This is a genomic window from Flavobacterium sp. AG291 (genome assembly GCF_003350375.1).
Taxonomy (GTDB): Bacteria; Bacteroidota; Bacteroidia; order Flavobacteriales; family Flavobacteriaceae; genus Flavobacterium; species Flavobacterium suzhouense.
The window spans coordinates 293,300-312,090 of sequence record NZ_QQAR01000002.1; the positions used below are offsets into that span (position 1 = coordinate 293,300).

18 protein-coding genes are annotated in these 18,791 nt (G+C 37.0%); 13 read left to right on the plus strand and 5 right to left on the minus strand.

Annotated features, from left to right (window positions below):
• Positions 1 to 149: 149 nt before the first annotated feature.
• The 4 genes from DEU42_RS17420 to DEU42_RS03395 all read left to right on the plus strand — a co-directional run bounded on the left by DEU42_RS17420 (position 150) and on the right by DEU42_RS03395 (position 2,240).
• Complete coding sequence (locus DEU42_RS17420; RefSeq protein WP_158537850.1) at positions 150 to 320, plus strand: hypothetical protein; 171 nt, start codon at positions 150 to 152, stop codon at positions 318 to 320.
• 31 nt (positions 321 to 351) lie between these two features.
• On the plus strand, positions 352 to 873 hold the full coding sequence (locus DEU42_RS03385; protein ID WP_114756862.1) for a GNAT family N-acetyltransferase: 522 nt from the start codon (positions 352 to 354) through the stop codon (positions 871 to 873).
• Positions 874 to 955: 82 nt separating this feature from the next.
• Positions 956 to 1,615, plus strand: a complete 660-nt coding sequence (locus tag DEU42_RS03390; protein ID WP_114756863.1) for a hypothetical protein — start codon at positions 956 to 958, stop codon at positions 1,613 to 1,615.
• A gap of 31 nt (positions 1,616 to 1,646) precedes the next feature.
• Positions 1,647 to 2,240 carry a hypothetical protein gene (locus tag DEU42_RS03395; RefSeq protein WP_114756864.1) on the plus strand — a complete coding sequence of 198 codons (594 nt, stop codon included), beginning with the start codon at positions 1,647 to 1,649 and terminating at the stop codon, positions 2,238 to 2,240.
• Positions 2,241 to 2,301: 61 nt separating this feature from the next.
• Here the strand turns inward: DEU42_RS03395 and DEU42_RS03400 are convergent, their stop codons facing one another.
• The 4 genes from DEU42_RS03400 to DEU42_RS03415 all read right to left on the minus strand — a co-directional run bounded on the left by DEU42_RS03400 (position 2,302) and on the right by DEU42_RS03415 (position 5,430).
• Positions 2,302 to 3,066: an oxygenase MpaB family protein gene (locus DEU42_RS03400; protein WP_114756865.1), complete on the minus strand. Its 765-nt coding sequence runs from the start codon at positions 3,064 to 3,066 to the stop codon at positions 2,302 to 2,304.
• Between the two features lie 113 nt (positions 3,067 to 3,179).
• Positions 3,180 to 3,479 carry a winged helix-turn-helix domain-containing protein gene (locus DEU42_RS03405; RefSeq protein ID WP_114756866.1) on the minus strand — a complete coding sequence of 100 codons (300 nt, stop codon included), beginning with the start codon at positions 3,477 to 3,479 and terminating at the stop codon, positions 3,180 to 3,182.
• Positions 3,476 to 4,102 (minus strand): hypothetical protein, encoded by a 627-nt coding sequence (locus DEU42_RS03410; protein ID WP_114756867.1) that lies wholly within the window; start codon positions 4,100 to 4,102, stop codon positions 3,476 to 3,478. Before DEU42_RS03410 ends, DEU42_RS03405 begins: the two co-directional genes overlap by 4 nt.
• Before the next feature lie 65 nt (positions 4,103 to 4,167).
• Complete coding sequence (locus DEU42_RS03415) at positions 4,168 to 5,430, minus strand: BamA/TamA family outer membrane protein (protein WP_114756868.1); 1,263 nt, start codon at positions 5,428 to 5,430, stop codon at positions 4,168 to 4,170.
• A gap of 312 nt (positions 5,431 to 5,742) precedes the next feature.
• On the opposite strand from DEU42_RS03415, the gene DEU42_RS03420 reads away from it, so the two are divergent.
• From DEU42_RS03420 to bglX, 9 genes are all read left to right on the plus strand, one after another.
• On the plus strand, positions 5,743 to 7,656 hold the full coding sequence (locus tag DEU42_RS03420; protein WP_114756869.1) for an SPFH domain-containing protein: 1,914 nt from the start codon (positions 5,743 to 5,745) through the stop codon (positions 7,654 to 7,656).
• Positions 7,657 to 8,024: 368 nt separating this feature from the next.
• Positions 8,025 to 8,957, plus strand: a complete 933-nt coding sequence (locus DEU42_RS03425; RefSeq protein WP_114756870.1) for a formylglycine-generating enzyme family protein — start codon at positions 8,025 to 8,027, stop codon at positions 8,955 to 8,957.
• Positions 8,958 to 9,023: 66 nt separating this feature from the next.
• Positions 9,024 to 10,025: a DUF481 domain-containing protein gene (locus DEU42_RS03430; RefSeq protein WP_233506609.1), complete on the plus strand. Its 1,002-nt coding sequence runs from the start codon at positions 9,024 to 9,026 to the stop codon at positions 10,023 to 10,025.
• A 77-nt stretch (positions 10,026 to 10,102) separates the two neighbouring features.
• Positions 10,103 to 11,002, plus strand: coding sequence for a hypothetical protein (locus tag DEU42_RS03435; protein ID WP_114756871.1), 900 nt, complete (start codon positions 10,103 to 10,105; stop codon positions 11,000 to 11,002).
• 154 nt (positions 11,003 to 11,156) lie between these two features.
• Positions 11,157 to 11,567, plus strand: a complete 411-nt coding sequence (locus DEU42_RS03440) for a hypothetical protein (RefSeq protein ID WP_114756872.1) — start codon at positions 11,157 to 11,159, stop codon at positions 11,565 to 11,567.
• A gap of 145 nt (positions 11,568 to 11,712) precedes the next feature.
• A complete protein-coding gene (locus tag DEU42_RS03445) occupies positions 11,713 to 13,218 on the plus strand; it encodes a sensor histidine kinase (RefSeq protein ID WP_114756873.1) in 1,506 nt (501 codons plus the stop codon).
• Complete coding sequence (locus DEU42_RS03450; protein WP_114756874.1) at positions 13,211 to 13,897, plus strand: response regulator transcription factor; 687 nt, start codon at positions 13,211 to 13,213, stop codon at positions 13,895 to 13,897. Before DEU42_RS03445 ends, DEU42_RS03450 begins: the two co-directional genes overlap by 8 nt.
• A 107-nt stretch (positions 13,898 to 14,004) precedes the next feature.
• Entirely contained in the window at positions 14,005 to 15,090 is a 1,086-nt protein-coding gene (locus tag DEU42_RS03455; RefSeq protein WP_114756875.1) for an SGNH/GDSL hydrolase family protein, read from the plus strand.
• Between the two features lie 32 nt (positions 15,091 to 15,122).
• Positions 15,123 to 17,402 (plus strand): beta-glucosidase BglX, encoded by a 2,280-nt coding sequence (bglX, locus tag DEU42_RS03460; RefSeq protein ID WP_114756876.1) that lies wholly within the window; start codon positions 15,123 to 15,125, stop codon positions 17,400 to 17,402.
• Positions 17,403 to 17,444: 42 nt separating this feature from the next.
• Here bglX and DEU42_RS03465 read toward each other — a convergent pair whose 3' ends face one another.
• A complete protein-coding gene (locus DEU42_RS03465; RefSeq protein WP_114756877.1) occupies positions 17,445 to 18,743 on the minus strand; it encodes a glycoside hydrolase 5 family protein in 1,299 nt (432 codons plus the stop codon).
• Positions 18,744 to 18,791 lie beyond the last annotated feature (48 nt).

Here is an 18,791-nt window from a genome sequence, read left to right on the forward strand (position 1 = left end):
ATTACGGTCGGGCTGTTCGCTATACCCGCTCCTTCGTCTCGGGGTGCCGCTGCCATCCCTCACGCGGGTTTTTCGTTAAGAAGGATTTATTACGTTTTTAACAAAAACACAAAATATCATTCATAACTTTAAGAATTAAAATTTGAGCTATGAACGATAAAAAAAACACTTCCGACGGAAAGACTTTAGCGAACGACAATGTAAGTAATAACGCACATTATTCTAAAGATGGTAAAATCACCCGAGAGGATGATCGCGACCGTAATAAAAGTATGGACGACTGGAACGCCGAACAAAACAGATCCGGACGTAATAAGTAGTTAATCAACTTATTAAATCAATATATATTATATGAGTAATACCTTAAATGTAAGAGAAATGGAAGAAAAAGATATTCCTCTTATTATTGATTATTGGTTTACAGCAACTCCGGAACACCTGTATAACATGGGTGTTGATCCATCAAAACTCCCTGAAAAAGAGGAGTTTAAGAGTGTGTTACGAACACAATTGGCACTTGAATACCCTGATAAAAAAGGTTATGCACTTATTTGGGAATTCGACAGAAAACCTGTTGGACATTGCAATGTAAACCCTTTATTTTATGGTGATTACGGCTATATGCACCTACATATATGGTATCCAGAAGTACGTCAACAGGGTTTTGGTATTGAACTGGTTAAGAGATCGTTACCTTTTTTCTTTGATAAACTACAGCTGAAAAAGCTATTTTGCGAACCATATGCGCTCAATCCGGCGCCTAATAAGCTTCTTGAAAAAGTGGGTTTTACCTTTGTAAAACAGCACATTACAACTCCCGGAAGTATTACCTTCGAGCAGTCCTGCAACCTTTGGGAGATAACTAAACCTTAATAAATTGGCATATTAATTGCAATAAATTTCTAAAATTTTGGTTAGTTTTGTCAGGAACAGCCCTTATAAAAGGTTCAATTTTATGCAGAGACGTTACTTAAAATACGCTATATTATCGCTATTAATCACCTCAGGTACAGCAGCATTCGCCCAGATTGATAATCCAATGGGCGGAATGGCCATCCCTAAAGCGAAATCTACAGTTACGCCTTCAGCAATTCCTGCAAAAACTGACTTGCCTTCGAGCGTTATGCCTCCCGCTAAAACCTACAATGCCACGGATTTAACCAAGAAAAAGGAAGAATTCAGCATGATCAAAAAGGAGGAATTCGTTAACAGAGGTACTGAGTATCAGGACAGAGTGAACCAGAGCGTACAGCAAAAAGGGGAGTCAAACGAAGCTTTTCGTGGTAATCAAAGTTTTGGGGAAGTACGCACAAAATCGAACTATTTCACCATATTCTCAGCTGATTACGGCCTTGAAGACGGCGACAGGATAAGGGTTTTAGTCAACGACAGGGTTGTAATACCTGAATTTACGCTTACAAACAACAGTAAAGCCCTGCAAATAATGCTTCAGCCGGGATTTAACAAAATTGAGTTTGAAGCTATGAATCAGGGAACTTCAGGTCCAAACACCGCTCAATTTACTATTATTGACGACCATGAAAAGCAATTAATGTCAAACCAGTGGAATCTCGCCACAGGATTTAAAGCTTCTGTTATGGTTATAAAAGAATAGTGATTATATTTGTCTCTAAGCGCATTCAACAATGAGACAATTAATACTATCTACCCTTTTTATCATTCACGGACTTTCAGCAGTAGCTCAGGATCATGAGGCAACCATGTATTTTACTGATGGTACCGATGTTGCCGGTTTTGCATCAATAAAATTTATTAAGGAATCTTTTTACGGGATACCTAAAGATAAGATATCATTCAGGGTCTCTGAAGATGATGAAGCTGAACTTTGGGATGAAGAAACGGTAGCTAAAATTGTTTTTCACGATATGGGAGCGCCTGTTACGTTTGAATACATTAACATAACTTACGTAGACGGAGTACAGGCATCATTGTTTCAGGTTATTGAACCCGGCGAAATAACACTTTATGCAGAAGCTGTAACCGTTTGGGACACAAAAAACAACAAAATCATACCTCCAATGCCCAAAAACATAAAAGCTAAAAGGGCAACAGAAAAAGACTTTGCTATACTCAGCAATAAAAAGAAAATTACCGCCTATTTTCAGTGTCAGGGAATTAACGATCGTTTGGAGAGTGGAGAATTTGATAGAACTAAGATAGTGGAAATGGTAAGCTACTACAATGAAAACTGCGCAGTTAATACGTCTGTACAAAAATAAAAAATCAGCATCAACAGTTGATTATAAAATGTTGCTGTAGTATTCATATCGATACTTCTTATTATGTTGGAATTATATTAAGTGCTTTAATTTCTTTTTTATACTTTTTGGGTATGAGTACTGATTTAATTACGCTATCAAGGTTCATGCTCTTGCTTATTTTATAAATGGCAATCAATGGAGCTAAGACCGAAAAACGTCGCATAGAAAACATATACCTTACTTTATCCGGAACAACAAGTAGCTGCGATTCAAGCATTATCCTGTATCTAAAATCACCCAAATGTTTTCGGTATTGCCTGAACAAGTCGGTAGTATGAACGCTATGTACCATATCCTTCTGTAAATGTTCCTGACGACTTATTTCCCACTCTCTAAAATCCTTTGGCAAACTTTGCAATCCCATACGGCATCCCACTCTATAAAAGACATTAAAGACTTCCTGCTTTTCATCTTCACTAAGTTTACGCTCCAATAGTTCATACGACCTGATTGAATAATCAATGAGCATAAAAAGTACATCCCTATAGGCCCAATCTGGAATTTTAAAACCCCGATTTTTCTCCACCCCCATATGAATAGCAGCAATGGTATCTATTGAACGTAAGGCATCACCATTTTTAGCAAACACTATTGCCCTGGCGTAAGCGACCGTTGAAAAAAGCCTTCCCAAAGGATCTGACGGTAATTTTCCCGTAAAGTAAAGCCAGTCTACAGCTTTGTTAAGTGCAAATTCAGCAGCAGCACCTGCAAATATGAAAAGTATGGTATCACTATTACCCCATATCTTCCTTACGATCGAGTCTTTATCAACAAAATATTCCATAGTTATTATAACCTTTTATTTTAACAAGTTGCTTTCCTTTTCCATTTTAAAATTATCATCAAAAAACAATTTTAAAAGAACTTTGAATTACAAAGTCTTAGAGTAAATTTTTTTTATTTATGCGATTTAACTAAATTTTCAAGTATACGGAGATGCTCCAAAAAAGCTGTTTTTCCTTCTTTAGTCATAAAATACTTGGTATTTGGCTTCCTTCCAACAAACGATTTCTCAACAGCTATAAACTCCTCTTTTTCAAGTGCTTTTAAATGACTGGCAAGGTTACCGTCAGTTGCGTCCAGATATTCTTTTAAGGCATTAAAATCCAGGGTCTCATTAACAGCCAGAGCCGACATGATACCAAGCCTGATCCGACTTTCAAATGCCTTATGTAATCCGTTTACTGATATTTTCACCTTTCGTATTTAAAATGTATGTATATACCATACGCAATGTGCGCTACACCAAAACCAAGCGCCCAAAACAACAGGCCATAACCTATATAGTATGAACTTATAAGCCCTAATACGACCTGAATCAATCCTAATATTTTAACGTCTTCAAAAGTATACCTGCTGGCAATAAACAAAGAAAGCCCGTAAAATATAAGTGTCAGTGGCGCTACTAAGCCTACATATCCTTTAGAAATCAAAATTAATATTAATATCCCTCCTATTACGAGTGGTACACCCATATTTACTAACAATCGCCTTGAGGTAGCGTTCCAAAACTTCTCATTTCTTTTTGCAGCTCTTCTGCTTGAAAAAAATACAGCGGTACCAACAGCTAAAACCAAAACGGAAAGAGCAAGAAGCACAAGCTTTACTATACCTCCGGTATAATGCCTTTCTGAAGCTGAAGAATAAATAATCTCATCAGGGTTAAAATACAATACTTTATAAGCAATATAGGCTCCGATCAATGCATATACGCCTGCCATGATCCCTGCCCATCCGGAAAGGGAAAGAAATTTAGTAGATTTCTCCATCATGGAGCGTATCTCTGAAATGTCACGGATATAATCCTGCTGCTGTTTCATAAAAAAGTACTTTACAATACAAAGTTAATAATTAGCCTGACACCGCAAAATTATTTTTCATGAATTTAAAATGTTTCTCCCGCATTAAGATAAAAACCATCAGAATGACGCCCTTTGGCGTAATCAGCAATAAGGTTGGTACGCGTAGCCTTATCAATCATAATGCGTAAACCTACACCAATAGCAGGTTGAATATACCTGAAAAGATGTATATTCTCGTCCTTATTGCTGGCAGTGACAAAGTTTGTAAATACCGTGCCGCCCAACAATTGATTACAGGTTATCGGAAAACGGAATTCTGTAGAAAAATAGATAAGATTTGGCCCTCTGAAAAGTCCCTGAGTATAGCCCTCCCCGCTCCTGCTTCGCTGATCCCATCCTATGGCGGGTAAGCTTAAATAAGGGACACGACCACGGGTAATAAACTGTCCGTAAGCCCATAATGCTAATGTAAAGTTCTCATTCTTTTTAGATACAGGTATAAAATTGCGGTATTCGGCATATAAAATATTACTCCAGTGCTGATTGTCGAAAATTTTGGGGTTCATTCTGTAATTTAAGTTCGCAAACCAGCCTCGTTTGGCATTAACCTGATTATCCCTTGAGTCAAAAGTAACATTTGCACTGAACCCATTCATAAAATACTCCTTATCATTAAAATCATACTTTTTACTATAATTATAATGATGCGTATATATACCATTTTCTGGATCAAGTAATTTATCATTTATATCAGAATACCAATCTACATTAATCCCTCCTCCTATATAAAAATTATCTTTTACTTCATAAGAAACCGTCTGATGAAATTTAAGATAGTTATAGTCCATAGGCTCGGCAATAGATTCTATTGAAAAATCTTTATCATGTGATGGTATTATACCTGTGCCCAAACCATAATTAGCCTGTGTAAAAATATAAAAACGATAGTCTCCACTTAAATACCATGAGTTTCCCTTTAATAAAATGTTATTCTTTACATTTATCATCAGCTGTTTTTTGGCAGTGTAAACAACCCCGAGGTTAGCCAGCGAATATTTATCATTTATACCTTTTCCTTTAAAAGTATATTGCGCAACTGCTCCATACATAAATCCTGTAGCAGGTTGCGAACCTATAATAGGAATCACCAAAAAAAAACTATTCTTTACAGGCTTCACTACAAGTAAGGAATCTTTTTTCTTAAACAATTCGAATAAGGTTTTTGGCGGACATGACGATTCTAAATCCATAGTTTCCTGTGAGAAAACATATTGGGAAATAAGCAACATCATACACGTCAGCAAGATGTTGATCTTAGAACTAAAGCATCTATTAGCTATACCCATGGTAAGAGTTATCTTAAACTTTCGGCAAGTTACCGATAATAAACATTCAATATTTTTTTTAAGTCAGTGAATGCGTTTCATTTTACAACCTGAAACATAATTAATATCCTGCTAAATAAAATAAACGCTGAAAATTGTTAAAATTCAAAAAACCAACTATAGTTTACTTTAAAAAAAATAATCTCTTAAAATGACAATTTAGCACCTTAAAATGAGGATTTTTTTAAGGGTAGATCTGCAAAAAAATATTTAGTTAAAATTGTTATTTTCGATTTCTCTTAACAGTAATTTTGTAGTCTAAATCTGTTAGTTATGACAACAAATGTATTGAGCTACTGGTGGATCATACCGGTGCTTTTATGTGTTTTTGGGTACAAATTTGTACTCCGCGTATTTTTTGGAATGGTTATCGTTCCTGAAGATAAAATTGGCCTTGTTACCAAAAAATTTGTGCTTTTTGGTGAAAATAAATCACTCCCGGATGGCCGAATTGTGGCAACTAAAGGGGAAGCTGGTTTTCAGGCACAAACCCTGGCCCCAGGACTTTACTGGATGAAATGGATATGGCAATACAGTATTGACATGACCTCTTTTACGATTATTCCTGAAGGAAAAATTGGTTTGATTTTAAGTAAAGACGGTATGGAAATACCAACAGGAAGAATCCTTGCAAGAAAAGTTGAAAGCGATAACTTTCAGGATGCCAGTGCATTTCTTCAAAATGGTGGACAGAAAGGACGTCAAACGGCTTTTATCACAACAGGATCATACAGAATAAATACTTTTTTGTTTGAAGTTATTATCTCCGATCAGGTCAAGATTTTTGAGAACATGGTAGGAATTGTAACTGCGCTGGATGGAGAGCCAATACCAATAGGCCAGATTGCAGGTAAATTTGTTGAAAATCACAACAACTTTCAGGATCTTGATGAGTTTCTTAACAAAGGAGGTAATAGGGGGTTACAGCCTCAGGTAATGCTTGCAGGTACTTATTATCTAAACACTTGGGGAGTTTTAATAGAGCAGATACCAATGACCGATGTGCCTATTGGATATGTAGGAGTAGTTATATCATATATTGGTGAAGACGGTGAGGATATGACGGGAGAAACATTTAAACACGGTAACATTGTTGCTAAAGGAAACCGTGGTGTATGGATGGAACCGCTTGGTCCCGGCAAGTATGCCATTAATAAATATACGACCAAACTTGAAGCTGTACCTACAACTAACCTTGTACTAAACTGGGCAAATGCACGTAGTGAATCACATGATCTTGACAAAAACCTGTCAACCATCACTGTTCGTTCAAAAGACGGTTTCCCTTTTAATCTGGATGTAGCTCAAATCATTCATGTTCCGGCTAATGAAGCACCTAAGGTAATTGCACGTTTTGGAAGCATGACTAACCTGGTATCTCAGGTACTTGAACCAACTATTGGTAACTATTTCCGTAACTCTGCACAGGATAGCGATGTGATTTCTTTTCTAAGTACAAGAAAAGAACGTCAGGAATCTGCTAAACATCATATCAAAGCAGTCCTTGACGAATATAATGTTAATGCAGTAGATACACTTATAGGTGATATTGTTCCTCCTGAATCACTAATGAAAACATTAACTGATCGTAAAATAGCTGAGGAAGAGCAAAAAACGTATCAAACTCAAAAAATGGCGCAAGAACAGCGTCAGGGAGTAGAAAAAGAAACAGCAATTGCAGATATGCAAAAGGAGATTGTGCGTGCATCGCAAAGTGTAGAAATTGCTCAACGTACCGCGGATGCAACAGTTAAAAAAGCTGAAGGTGATGCTACCAGTTTAAAACTTAATGTTAATGCTGAGGCAGAGGCTACTAAAATGCGTGCAAATGCAGAGGCTGAAGCTACTAAAGCAAGAGCCGGTGCTCAGGCAGAAGCTACTAAACTAACTGCAAGCGCTGAAGCGGAACGCATTTCTAAAACCGGTTTGGCCGAAGCTGAAAAGATTATGGCAATTGGTAAATCTACCGCTGAAGCTTATCAATTACAGGTATCGGCTATGGGGGGTGATAACTTTACTAAGTATAAAATTACAGAAGAGATTGGCAAAGGTAATATAAAAGTTATTCCTGATGTTTTAATCTCAGGTAACGGCGGTTCAGACGGTTCCATAAATGGACTACTAGGATTAAAACTTATGGAAATGATGGATAATGGTAAACCAAGCATCCAGGAAAAAACAGAATAGCCTGAACCTCAATAAATGTAAATGCTGTCCAATAGGGCAGCATTTTTTTATAATTATTTTAATCTTCTTTATACGTTATGGTCTAAATTATCATTAAAAAAAACCTTTGTCACACACAATACATTATACAACAACATATTTGTTAAAAAACAGTTAACATGCTAATAAACAAAAACATTATGAATATAGTTATCTTAATTTTAAGATAAATGTAATATCTTTAAGGAACCAATTATTGACCAATTTAAAAATTACGATGAAAATATCATTACTACTATTGGGTAGCCTTTGTTTATTCAGTTGTCAGAAACAACCAAAAGTACTGGCTGTAAATACCGATAAAAAAAAACATAAACAAACCTGCAGGAATGGTTTGGATAGAAGGCGGTAAATTTACTCTTGGTGACAACGATCCTGCAGCACTTCAAATAGAATCACCTGCTATTGAAGCAACAATTGATGGGTTTTATATAGATGAAACTGAAGTAACAAACGCTCAGTTTAAAAAATTTGTAGACGCTACAAAATATATAACTGTTGCCGAGCGTCCTGTTGACTGGGAATTCTTAAAAACACAATTACCTCCCGGTACACCAAAACCCGATGATGCTGACCTTGAACCCGGATCATTAGTTTTTACTCCACCAAATCATGCTGTTACCCTTGAGGATTACTCCAAATGGTGGTCTTGGACTAAAGGCGCAAACTGGAAACATCCGCAAGGCCCTGGTTCAGATATTAAGGGGAAAGATAATTACCCTGTAGTTCATGTAGCTTATGAAGATGCTGAAGCGTATGCAAAATGGGCCGGTAAACGACTTCCAACTGAAGCGGAATGGGAATATGCAGCTCAGGCAGGCAACAATAACAGCAAATTTGCCTGGGGTAACGAACTCAATCCTCAGGGTAAGTATATGGCTAACTTCTTTCAGGGTGAATTTCCTTATAAGAATACTCACGAAGACGGTTACGAAAGGCTTGCACCCGTAAAGACCTTCCCTCCTAACAAATTTGGTTTATATGAAGTTATAGGAAACGTTTGGGAATGGACAACTGATTATTACAGACCTGATACTTATGCCAAATATAAAACAGACGGTATGAGAGAATGCCATAGTCCAAAAGGACCTAAAGACAGTTATGACCCTAACGACCCTTATGGTACAAAAAGGGTAATTAAAGGAGGATCATTTTTATGTAGCGAACAATACTGCTCTAACTATCGTCCAAATGCAAGAATGGCTACTTCCATAGATAGCGGACAGGAACATTTAGGATTTAGATGTGTAAAAGATAAATAGATCTTAAAAATGAAAAAAATGAAAAAAATTAAATGTCATAGATACACATTAAAGCTAATGCTATCTATGACATTAGTTTTTTTTCCCATTATTTCATTCGCTCAAAATGACACCATTATATTTAAAAATAAAGATAGGGTTATCGGTGAAATAAAAGATCTCACAAAAGGGGTATTAACAGTTGAAACCTCCTATAGTGACAGTGATTTTAAAATTGAATGGCTCAATATCAAACAAATTATAAGTGACCGTAATTTTTTAATAACATTGTCAAACGGAGAACGTCTTAACAGCACTTTCATTGCTAACCCAAAAGATTCTGCACAGGTAACAATTAATAATAATGGCAAGGAGGTTCAGCTAGCATTAGCCGAGGTCACCTTTATAAAGACAGCAGCAAAGGACAACTTTCTTTCCCGTTTTAAAGCCTCATTATCTGTAGGCTACAACTTTACAAAAAGCCAGAACCTGAGTCAGTTTACTGTACGAAGTACTATGGAATATACAGCAAATAACTGGAGCCTCAGTGGTGCATATAACTCCGTACGCAGTAAGCAAACCAATGTTGAAGAACTTCAGCGGAGCGACGGGAATATTACTTTTAAAGATTATCTTAAAAAAAACTGGTATGCTCTGGCCTCTGCCGATTTTCTCTCAAACGAAGAACAAAAACTTAAATTAAGAACGACCCTCAAAGGCGGTATCGGTAAATATTTTGTTTATACGAACAAAAAGTATTTTGGAGCCGGTACCGGACTTGCCTGGAACAACGAACGCTTTAATGACTCTCTCCAAACTAACAGAAACAGCTTGGAAGCCTTTGTAGGATTAGAACTGAACCTTTTCGATTTTGAAGACATCAGCCTACTTTCAAAAGTAACAGCTTATCCCAGCCTGACGGAAAGCAACCGTATAAGAACTGATTTTAGCACCGATTTTAAATATGATCTCCCTCTTGATTTTTTCCTTAAATTAGGAATAACCTATAATTATGACAGTAAGCCGGTTGAGGGAGCTTCAAAAGATGATTATATAATACAAACCACCTTTGGCTGGGAACTGGATTGACAATCTATTTTAAATGGCTGTTTTTAAAAATTCCTACATCTTATTATTAGCAACAAAACAACCCAAAACGAAAATTTATGAGACAACTTGCCACATTACTATTGTTTGCTGTCTTTTATATTCCAGCATTTGCCCAGGATAGCATACCAACTGCTACCGAAACAATAAAAGAGGATCATAAATCCTTTACCGACGATGATGCCGCAACTCTTCCCTGGCATGCCAGACGCTTCCGGCTTATGGTGGGAACTTTTTTCCCTATTAATAACACCACTGTAAAAGTTGCCGGTAACAACGGTAACATTGCTACAGAAATTGATCTTGAGGATGATTTGGGTTTTCAGGATAATACCACCTCTTTTTATGCAAATGTAATGTGGAGAGCCTCTAAAAGATCGAGATTTGAGCTTGAATACTTCTATCTAAACAGGGAATCAAGTAAAACACTTGAAAAGGAAATAACTTTTAACGATCATACCTATCCTGTAAACGCCAGTGTAAATGCTCATTTTAACACTACAATTACACGATTTGCCTATGGCTATGCTATTCTGTGCAAACCAAAGTATGAAGTCGGATTGCTTATAGGCTCCCATGTAATGTTTATAGACCTTGGAATGGGACTTAGTACTAACGTAGGAAGTGTAGGTGTCAGCGACAAATTTAAGGTTACCGCTCCTCTGCCTGATTTAGGTATATGGAGCGAGGTTGTTATTACAAGAAAGCTAGGATTGTATGTTAATGCTAATTACCTGTCAGCCAAAGTAGATAACATCGACGGTCAGATACTTAGCTATAATGTTTCCCTTTTGTATAATGTATTTCAGAACCTTAGTCTCACAGCCGGTTACAGCGGTCTTGACATAGACGTTGAAATTACAAAGAAAAGAGTTAACGGTAGTTTTGACTGGGGTTATAACGGACCATCTCTTGCTGTTACCTATACTTTTGGCAATCATATAAAATTTAGAAAATAAATTCACACTCAATTATAGTAAAGCCCGTATCAAAACGGGCTTTACTATTTGAAAAAAGAGCGTTAACATTAAATAACATACAATAATTTTGGTTAACCATTAAAATGATGATGTGATGGTAAGTTTGTACTATAAATTTTAAACAATATACATCATGAAAACAAAAATCATTTTAATATTCGCCCTGATAGTAACCCTTACAGGTTACGGGCAGGATAAAGGCAAATTTGACACTCAGCTAAATACTGTTGTAAAACTATTCACGACAAAAAATGCAGATGTAATCAATCCCGTGCTTGCAGAAAACTATACTATCGCAGGGATTTTTCCAGGCGCTGAAGAGCAGGTACTTCCACAGGTATTACCACAACTTCCCCGTTTTGACGACTACAAACTTGTTAGCCAATCTGAAGAAAAAGAAGGTACAAGAGTAAATGTCTTATTAACTGAAAGCAAATCAGGTTATGAATATCCTGCTAATTTCCTTTTCAACAAAGAGAAAAAGATTCAGGAGTTTAACATACTTGAAACGGCTTCAATACAAACACAAATCAACGGCAAATAACAACCAATAAAAGGAAGTAACAATGGTTACTTCCTTTTCCTTTTATCTAAAATTAATTATATTGCCTATATAAGGTACTTAAAATTTGAAAGTTAACGTATGTTAACCGACCCGACAAACCGTTTTTTGTTTATATTTTTGAGATATGAAAAAGTGGCTGCACAAAAATATTGTTTATGTAATTGCAATAGTAATTTTGGTTACCCTGTTTATACAGGTCTACTGGAACATTAAGAATTACGAAGCAAATAAAATCACTGTGAACAACGAGGTAATGGCAGCACTTAACAATAGTGTGGATAGCTATTATACCAATCTGGCAAAATCAGATATTAAATCAACTATAGTACATGAAGAATTACCGGAGAATCAAAAGATACCGAAAAACATAGAAATGCTGATAGACAGCCTCATTAAAACTGCACCGGAAACCACCGGAGTGATTTCTCAGGATTTAAAAACAGGAACTATCATTAATGTAACAACCATAGATTCTAATGGAAACAGTCTGCCTCCGGAAGTGGCGCAGATGCTTAAAATCAAAAATATGCCCGGATCGGTTACGGCAACAGGTACAATTGAATCAAAAGACAAAGATTCGTTGCAGGGATTAAATAATCTCGCAACAAAAATTATAATATCGTTATCGTTAGATGAGCTTGATTTTAAAAGCCTGAACAAATACCTTAAAGATGAACTTAAAAGAAAAGACCTGAATTTTAATTATGCACTATCACATATTAAAGAAGATGGCAAACCTATAAATTATGGCGATGTAAAAAATCCTGAATATCAATTATCGGTTGATTCAAAATCAGCCTACTTACCTTCAGGAACATATATTAAGATGTATTATCCCAATATCAATCTTATAGCGCTAAAAGAGGGTTTGGCAGGAATACTTTTATCATTTGTATTTACTATAGCTATTATTACCAGCCTGATTTACCTTTTAAGGATTATAAGACAGCAAAAGCAGATTGTTTTAAGCAAGAACGATTTTATAAGCAATATATCCCACGAACTTAAAACACCAATTGCAACATCGCTTAGTGCATTGGAAGCAATCCAGCATTTCAATGCAGCTGACGACAAAGACAAGACCGATAAATATATGGGTATAGCCTCACAGCAACTTCAAAAGCTGAATGTGATGGTAGAAAAAATATTGGACACAGCATCTTTAGACAGTGACAGGATAGCGTTGCAAAAAGAAATGACAGACATAGTTCCTATCATAAATAATGTAGTAGAAAAATATCTTCTCAACACACAGAAAGTAATATCATTTATGCCGGAAACCAAAATTTTGCTGGCTAACATCGATGCATTTCATTTTGAGAACGTGGTTAACAATATTATAGAAAATGCCATTAAATATGGTGGTAATACAATAACCGTTAAAGTAGCTCCGGCTCATAAGCATGCCATAATAACATTTTCTGATGATGGTAAGCCTATTGATAAATCGCAGCGCAGTAAAATTTTTGACAAATTTTACAGGATATCAACACAAAACAGGCACGATGTAAAGGGGTATGGTATTGGCCTGTACTATTCTAAAAGCATAATTGAAAAACATAACGGTAAACTTACCCTTGAAGATGATGATAAGTACACAGTATTTAAAATAACTATTCCTTATGTCTGATAAAATTAAAATAGTTTTAGCTGAAGATGAACCTTCACTGGCACTGATAATTAAAGAAAGCCTCGAAACAAGGAATTTTGAGGTTATTGTAACCGAAGATGGTGACCAGGCCTATAATACCTACATTTCAGAAAAACCGGAGTTGTTGGTTCTTGATGTAATGATGCCTAAAAAAGATGGTTTTACAGTAGCTGAAGAAATAAGAAAACAAGATAAAAGAATACCTATCATTTTTCTAACTGCCAAATCGCAAACCCAGGATGTGGTAGATGGCTTTAAACACGGAGGTAACGATTACCTGAAAAAGCCTTTCAGTATGGAAGAGCTTATCGTAAGGATTCATGCATTATTAAACAGAGTTGAAAACAACCAGGGTAGTGATGACGGATTGACCCATATTGGTGGATATATATTTGACTACGCTAAACAGTCACTTACCTATGATGGAAATACCGAAGTACTAACCTACCGTGAAGCCGAGGTATTGAAACACCTTTACAGCACTAAAAACGAAATGGTTACAAGATCTCATATTTTAAAAGAGATATGGGGTGATGATGATTTTTTTAATGGACGAAGCCTAGATGTTTTTATTACCAAACTTCGAAAAAAACTCGACAAGGACAAAAATGTCCAGATAATCAATAGCCGTGGATATGGCTATAAGCTGATTTGTTAATACCCTCCCCGTTTTTACAGGTCTTAAAATCTATAGGTTTTTGACATTTTAGTACAAGTCTAAAAATAGATAATTCGCTATTTTTACGATTTTTAAACCTGTTAGTTATGCGTATTGAGCAAAAAATCATCCTGTTTTTTACTACTTTTCTTTTATCTGTTATTTGTAACGCCCATACTCCACAAAAAAGCAAAAGTATATTTAGTACCAGTGGACGTGTAGAAATTCTTAAAGACAATAACATAACGCTTATCGGTTCCGCATCTTCAGTAACTTTTGGTTTCAAAGGAAAAGAATGTACCATTTTTGTAAAGGCCGAAGATCATCATAATTATATCATAATCGAAGTTGATGGTAAATATATTAACAGGCAGCAAATACAGGCTTCTCAAAACACTATACCTGTTAAAGCTGACACCAATGGCGACCATATTATTACCATTTATAAAGCTACAGAAGCTGCTAATGGTAATATAGTTTTTACCGGAGCAAAAGGTCAGCTTTTTAAAGCGAAAAAGACCAAGAAGAAAAAAATAGAATTCATTGGTGATTCTATTACCTGTGGAATGGGCAATGATACCATTGCCATGCCTTGTGGTAAAGGTGAATGGTATGATCAGCATAACGCATACTACTCTTATGCTCCGATAACTGCAAGATCACTAAATACAGATTTTGTGCTAAGCTCTGTATCGGGAATTGGTATATACCGTAACTGGAATGATGAACACGATAAAGAGGCTATAATGCCCGACGTGTATGAGAACCTTTATCTGAATAAAGATAACTCAAAACCGTATGCTTTCGGATTCAATCCGGATATTACATGTATTGCATTAGGTACTAATGATTTTTCTCAGGGTGATGGTACTAAAGAAAGGCTGCCTTTTAATGAAGAAAAGTATATAGCCAACTATATAAACTTTATAAATACTGTTTACAAGCATTCACCCGATACACAAATCGTACTATTAGACAGTCCAATGGTAAATGGTGAAAAAAGCCAGACTTTTGCAAAATGCCTTAACCGTATCAAAGACGCTATTAACAGCGAAAAGAAACATAAACCGGTAAGCGTGTTTATTTATAAATCGGTTACGCCACACGGATGTGGATATCATCCGGAAATAGAAGATGATAAACTAATGGCAGCCCAACTGGCTCCATACCTGCAAACCCTGCTCGGAAATTAATGCTTAAAGCTTTCCAATACAAACAAACATAAATGAAAAAATCACAAACACTCTTGCTGCTTGCACTGTTTTCCTTAGGGACAGCTCACGCGCAAAAAAAGAAACCTATGGATAAGAAACAGGAAATTGAACAAAAAGTAGATCAACTACTGGCAAAAATGACACTTGAAGAAAAAGTGGGCCAAATGAACCAATACAACGGATTTTGGGATGTAACCGGACCTTCACCTAAAGAAGGAAATGCTGCTATAAAGTATGAGCACCTTCGCAAAGGATGGGTAGGTTCAATGCTTACTGTACGCGGAGTAGATCAGGTACGTGCAGTACAAAAAATCGCTGTGGAAGAAACACGCCTGGGTATTCCGTTGATCATAGGTTTTGACGTTATTCACGGATATAAAACACTTAGTCCAATCCCTTTGGCAGAAGCTGCAAGCTGGGATATGGAAGCTATTAAAAAATCGGCTCAGGTTGCTGCAGATGAGGCTTCGGCTTCTGGTATCAACTGGACTTTTGGCCCAAATGTAGATATTAGCCGTGATGCCCGTTGGGGACGCGTTATGGAAGGTGCCGGTGAAGATCCGTTCCTGGGGAGACGTGTAGCTACTGCAAGGGTAAAAGGTTTTCAGGGAGATGACCTTTCTGCGCCTAACACAATTGCTGCCTGCGCCAAACACTTTGCTGCCTATGGTTTTGCAGAATCCGGCAGAGATTACAATACTGTAGATATTGGTAATGCAACGCTTTACAATACTGTACTTCCACCATTCAAAGCCGCTAAAGATGCAGGTGTTCGTACCTTCATGAACTCTTTCAACATTCTTAACGGAGTACCGGCAACAGGCAGCAGCTTCCTGCAAAGAGACATTCTGAAAGGTAAATGGGGATTTGACGGATTTATCATTACCGATTGGGCTTCAATCCGCGAAATGATTGCTCACGGTTATGCTAAAGATGGTGCAGAAGCCTCTCTAAAAGCTGTAAAAGCAGGTGCTGATATGGATATGGAATCGCATTTATATGTAGCTGAGCTTGTTAAATTAGTTAACGAAGGTAAAGTGGATATTAAACTCGTGGATGATTCTGTCAGAAGGATATTGCGTGTGAAATACGAACTTGGACTGTTTGACGACCCATACCGTTACTGTAACGAAAAGAGAGAAAAAGAAGTAATAAACAGTAAGGCTAATCATGAAGCTGTACTGGATATGGCAAAAAAATCTATAGTACTTTTAAAGAACGAAAAGAACCTCCTGCCTCTTAAGAAAAGTGGACAGAAAATTGCACTGATAGGTGCATTGGCAAACGACAAAAACAGTCCGCTTGGTAGTTGGAGAATTGCTTCAGACGATAATACAGCTGTATCTGTACTTGAAGGTATGCAACAGTACAAAGGCAACACCCTTACTTTTGAGAAAGGTGCCGACCTTACCGTTGGTAAAACCACTTTCCTTGATGAAGTTGTTTTCAATACTACCGATCGCAGCGGGTTTGAGGCCGCTAAAAATGCTGCCGCATCTGCCGATGTAGTAGTAATGGTATTGGGCGAACACGGATTCCAGAGTGGTGAAGGCCGCAGCCGAACTAACCTTGACCTTCCAGGACTTCAACAGGAATTACTTGAGGCAATTTACAAAGTAAATTCTAATGTTGTTTTGGTACTTAACAATGGCCGTCCGTTGGCATTGCCATGGGCTGCAGAACACATTCCTGCTATTGTTGAGGCATGGCATCTTGGTACGCAAACCGGTAATGCTGTTGCTCAGGTATTGTATGGCGATTATAATCCAAGCGGAAAGCTTCCTATGAGCTTCCCTCGTAATGTAGGTCAGGTACCTATTTATTACAATCAGCACAGTACAGGAAGACCTGCTAACAGTGACAACAATGTATTCTGGTCACATTATACAGATGTGGAGAAAACACCTCAGTTTGCTTTTGGACATGGCCTTAGCTATACTACCTTTAAATATAGTGCTCCAAAATTAGATAAGAGCTCTTACACTAAAGGTGAAACAGTAAAAGTATCTGTAGACATTACCAATACAGGTAATTACGACGGTAAAGAAGTTGCTCAGTTATACATAAGGGATATTGCAGCAAGCCTTTCACGTCCGGTTAAGGAACTAAAAGGTTTCGAATTGATATCGCTCAAAAAAGGCGAAACAAAGACCGTTACCTTTACTTTAACCGACAAAGAATTAGGCTTCTTTAATAATGAAGGCGAATATCTTGTTGAGCCGGGAACATTTAAAGTTTTTGTAGGAACAAGCTCAGACAATGTTCAGGAAACTGAATTTGAATTGAAATAATAAATTACTATAAAAATGGGACCTCAATTGAGGTCCCATTTTTTATTTCCTTATTTTAGAATTATATTCTTTTATCAGGTTCAGGGTTGAAGTATCAGTACTAAACACTGAATTTAATCCCTGTGGTTCTTGTGGAGGGTCAGCAGTAAAATCATCCCCTTTTTTCCATTTGCCGTTATCCGGGTTATTTTTTCCTGTTCCGCCATAACCCCAAAAGTTTAGAGCAGTAAAGGTTTCCTTGTTTTTAATGCTTTTTTCAAGCCTTTCAAAGATGGCTTTATAAAACGCATCCCTGTCGGCAGTTGATGACTGTTTTGATAGACTTTCACCTTCTCTTGGTAAACCAAACTCCTCCAATACAATAGGCTTACCTAAACGTTTTGCAATAGCAACATGTTCATCAATATAGGCCAACGTTTTATCTATTGTAGGTGGTAATGTTTCTTTAGGTTTTGTATGGTTATACCATCCCCAGTTCTTAGGCCAGATATGCATTGTCAGGTAATCTATTTTCGAATTATTATGTGTACGTTCAAAAATAGCGGCATCGTCAGCCGAACCGGCTTTACCCTCCGATCCTGTACAAATCAGGTGATTTTTATCCAGACTGTCAATAAGATCCACTACACCATTAAGCCATTTGGTAAATGCCGCTTCGTTATCTGCTGTAAATACACGCGGTTCATTAGCAATCTGCCATGCCATGATAGTAGTATCTTCAGTATACTTCTTTTTAGAATAAGGATTTGTACGCCCTAAGATGTACTTGATATGGTCATCAAATGCCTTTATACAAGGTTCACATTTATGAAATTGTTTCGTATACTCCATAAACTGAGGCCATGTATTGGGTTTAATATTAGGATTCGGAAGTGGGCCATATCCATTCCACTCCAGATATTGCGACATACCTCCGCTCCACTCCCAGTTATTATTAAGGTACAATACAGCATACATGCCTCTTTTGCCCATCTCATTCAGCAGATAATCCAATCCATTTAAAAGATTCTGATTATACTCACCCTGTTTAGACTGTAAAGCAGGTGTTACCGTGAAGTCCTGTGTCCCGCCCTCGGCGCCAACCAAAATTCGAAGGTTATCAATACCGTTAGCTTTTAACTGATCCAGCTCTTCTGCCAAACGTACCCTGTTACCACCATCTTTAGCTGCCAGCAAAGCTCCGTACCAATAGTTTGTTCCTATATAATGATACGGTTTATCACCTTTGTAAAATTGCGTGCCTTTGACTGTAATTTGAGGCTGAACTTGTTTTTGTGCTGAACAGGAAAGTGCTAGTGGCACTATAGCTGTACATAATAACTTTTTAAGAGTGTTTTTCATAGTTTAATGCTAAACCCCGTCTTACGCCGGGGATTACTGAGTATAGTA

Bases quoted from the DNA above. Each gene is read 5' to 3' on its own strand.
- DEU42_RS17420 (WP_158537850.1), top strand. From the start codon at position 150: ATGAACGATAAAAAAAACACTTCCGACGGAAAGACTTTAGCGAACGAC.
- DEU42_RS03385 (WP_114756862.1), top strand. From the start codon at position 352: ATGAGTAATACCTTAAATGTAAGAGAAATGGAAGAAAAAGATATTCCT.
- DEU42_RS03390 (WP_114756863.1), top strand. From the start codon at position 956: ATGCAGAGACGTTACTTAAAATACGCTATATTATCGCTATTAATCACC.
- DEU42_RS03395 (WP_114756864.1), top strand. From the start codon at position 1,647: ATGAGACAATTAATACTATCTACCCTTTTTATCATTCACGGACTTTCA.
- DEU42_RS03400 (WP_114756865.1), bottom strand. From the start codon at position 3,066: ATGGAATATTTTGTTGATAAAGACTCGATCGTAAGGAAGATATGGGGT.
- DEU42_RS03410 (WP_114756867.1), bottom strand. From the start codon at position 4,102: ATGAAACAGCAGCAGGATTATATCCGTGACATTTCAGAGATACGCTCC.
- DEU42_RS03415 (WP_114756868.1), bottom strand. From the start codon at position 5,430: ATGGGTATAGCTAATAGATGCTTTAGTTCTAAGATCAACATCTTGCTG.
- DEU42_RS03420 (WP_114756869.1), top strand. From the start codon at position 5,743: ATGACAACAAATGTATTGAGCTACTGGTGGATCATACCGGTGCTTTTA.
- DEU42_RS03425 (WP_114756870.1), top strand. From the start codon at position 8,025: ATGGTTTGGATAGAAGGCGGTAAATTTACTCTTGGTGACAACGATCCT.
- DEU42_RS03430 (WP_233506609.1), top strand. From the start codon at position 9,024: ATGACATTAGTTTTTTTTCCCATTATTTCATTCGCTCAAAATGACACC.
- DEU42_RS03435 (WP_114756871.1), top strand. From the start codon at position 10,103: ATGAGACAACTTGCCACATTACTATTGTTTGCTGTCTTTTATATTCCA.
- DEU42_RS03440 (WP_114756872.1), top strand. From the start codon at position 11,157: ATGAAAACAAAAATCATTTTAATATTCGCCCTGATAGTAACCCTTACA.
- DEU42_RS03445 (WP_114756873.1), top strand. From the start codon at position 11,713: ATGAAAAAGTGGCTGCACAAAAATATTGTTTATGTAATTGCAATAGTA.
- DEU42_RS03450 (WP_114756874.1), top strand. From the start codon at position 13,211: ATGTCTGATAAAATTAAAATAGTTTTAGCTGAAGATGAACCTTCACTG.
- DEU42_RS03455 (WP_114756875.1), top strand. From the start codon at position 14,005: ATGCGTATTGAGCAAAAAATCATCCTGTTTTTTACTACTTTTCTTTTA.
- bglX (WP_114756876.1), top strand. From the start codon at position 15,123: ATGAAAAAATCACAAACACTCTTGCTGCTTGCACTGTTTTCCTTAGGG.
- DEU42_RS03465 (WP_114756877.1), bottom strand. From the start codon at position 18,743: ATGAAAAACACTCTTAAAAAGTTATTATGTACAGCTATAGTGCCACTA.